Below are 2498 nucleotides of genomic sequence, written 5' to 3' on the forward strand. Positions count from 1 at the left end.
AGGGCGACCTGCCGCCCCCCCCCGCGCGGGCCCCCCCCCCCCCCGCCGGGGCGGGGGGCCGGGCGCCCCCCCGCCGGGGGGCCCCCCCGCCGGGCGGCCCACGCCGGGGACCGCCGAAAGTAGAGACATCCCCGGGCCCGATTCACTACCGTCGTTCCGACGGGGTTCGGGGGCGCGGCCGTCGGCCCGCGGTCGACGGCCCGCAGGGCGACCTGACGGCAGGTGGCCGGACCACGGTCGGCCCGCGGCCGGCCGGTCTCGGCAGGGGGTGGGAATGGCACAGGCGAAGAGGCGTCTGTCGCGTGCGGAGGCGGTGCGGCAGCGGGCCGGGGCCCAGTTCATCGGCCGACGGGCGCAGTTGGCCCTGTTCGTGGAGAACCTCGGCAAGGATGCCGATCCGGACGCCGGGCCGGACCCGGCGGACTTCCTGTTCCACGTGCGCGGGGTGGGCGGGGTCGGCAAGTCGACACTCCTCGCGCAGTGGCGGGAGGCGGCCCACCGGGCCGGAGCACTGACCGCGCTGGTCGACGACACCGACGTCCACGGCGTCGAGACCACGCTGACCGCACTCGCCCGCCAGCTGGCCGAACAGGCGGGCCCGCTCAGGGAGTTCGACAAGGCGGTCGAGCAGTACCGGCGGGCGCTGCAGGCCTCCGCCGAGCGCGTGCCCGAGCAGTCGCCCGGCGCGGAGGCGGCGTCGCTGCCGGCACGGCTCGTGACACAGGCGGCGTTCGGCGCCGCCTCGGTGCTGCCGGGGGCGGGCGTGGTCGCGGCCATCGCGAGTCCGGAGAACGTCGCGCAGGGTGCGGACCGCCTCGTCGCGGGCGTGCGGCAGCGGCGGCGCGGCGGCGACGGGGACGAGTCGGCACTCAGTCGCGCCTTCGTGGCCGAACTCGGCCGGATCTGCGAGCGCGACCGGGCACGGCGACCGTGGATCGTGCTGTTCCTCGACACCTGGGAGGTGACCGGCCGCTACCTCGACGGTTGGCTGAGGGAGACCATCGACGACGCGTTCGGCGCCCTGCCGCTGGAGGTCGTCTTCGTCCTCGCCGGGCGGGACGAGCTCGCCGAACGCGAGTGGGCGCCGTGGCGGCCCGTCCTGGTGGACGTGCCGCTGGAGGTGTTCACCGAGCAGGAGGCCCGCGACCTGCTCGCCGCCCGGGGCGTCACCGATCCCGGTGTGGTCGACGCGGTCCTCCGGATGTCGATGCGGCTGCCGCTGCTGGTCGCCCTCCTGGCGCACGCCGACCCCGGCGCGGTCGACGTCGTCGCCGACGTCGGCGCGGACGTGGTCGACCAGGCCGTCGTGCGGTTCCTCCAGTGGATCGCCGAACCCGAGCGCCGCGAGACGGTGGTGGCCGCGGCGCTGCCGCTGCAACTGAACCAGGACCTGTTCGCCTGCGCCGTCCCTGACGCCGAACCGGCCGCCTGGGAATGGCTGTTGGGCCAGCCCTTCGTGGCCGGGCACGGCGACTTCCGGCAGTACCACGCCGTGGTCCGCACCAGCATGCTCCGCCGTCGCCGCACGCAGTCGCCCCGGCTGTGGACGGCCGCCCACTCCCGCCTCGCCGAGTACCACGCCGCCGCCCGGACGTCGGCGGAACAACACCTCCAGGTGTCCCGGCGGACCGCAGACCCGCGGTGGCGCCGGCACCTGCTCAACGAGACCTACCACCGGCTGTGCGCGGATCCGCTGGCCGGCCTGCCCGCGGCCCTCGAACACACCGCCCGGACCGCCGGTGAGGCCCCGGACGCCCTGGCCGTGTGGGCGGAGATGCTCCACCAGGCCGCCCAGGACAGCGCCGACGCCGACCTCACCCGCTGGGCCGACCTGATCAAGTCGGCCGCCGCCGGTGAGCAGCCGGTCCTGGAGACCCTCGGCGTGCTCACCGCCCCGGTCCTGCCCGCCCGCGTCCGGGCCTGGGCCCTCACCCACCGGGGCTACCAGAACTTCATCGAGGACCGCGACGACGACGCGCTCGCCGACCTCGACCTGGCCGTCGCCACCGCGGCCGGTCTCTCCCAGACGCTCGCCTACCGTGGCCGCGTGCACAGTTGGCACGCCCGCTACGAGCAGGCCCTGGCCGATCTCGGTGCCGCGCTGGCCCTCGACCCGGGCAACGCCTGGGCGCTCGCCCGGCGCGGGGAGACCCACCAACTGGCGGGCCGTGCCGAGGAGGCGATGATCGACTTCACCGCCGCGCTGGCCCTCGACCCCGACGACGCCTGGGCGCTCGGCTCGCGCGGCCAGGCCCACCGCCAGGCCGGCCGACCCGACGAAGCCATCACCGACCTCACCGCCGCCCTCGCCCTCGACCCCGAGTACGCCTGGGCCCGGGTCCAGCGCGGCGAGGCGTACCGGCAGACGGGCCGGTTGGAGGAGGCCGTCGCCGACCTCAGTACCGTCCTGGCCGTCGACCCCGAGGACATCTGGGCGCTCGGCTCGCGCGGCCAGGCCCACCGCCAGGCCGGCCGACCCGACGAAGCCATCACCGACC

At 76.3% G+C, this 2498-nt stretch carries 1 protein-coding gene; it reads left to right on the forward strand.

Annotation, left to right across the window (positions count from 1 at the left end; genetic code table 11):
• Positions 1-274 precede the first annotated feature (274 nt).
• The coding region (locus ACFWOG_RS33200; RefSeq protein WP_380362872.1) for a tetratricopeptide repeat protein at positions 275-2498 on the forward strand (2224 nt) is incomplete at its 3' end.

This window comes from Kitasatospora sp. NPDC058406 (assembly GCF_042722765.1).
Classification (GTDB): domain Bacteria; phylum Actinomycetota; class Actinomycetes; order Streptomycetales; family Streptomycetaceae; genus Kitasatospora.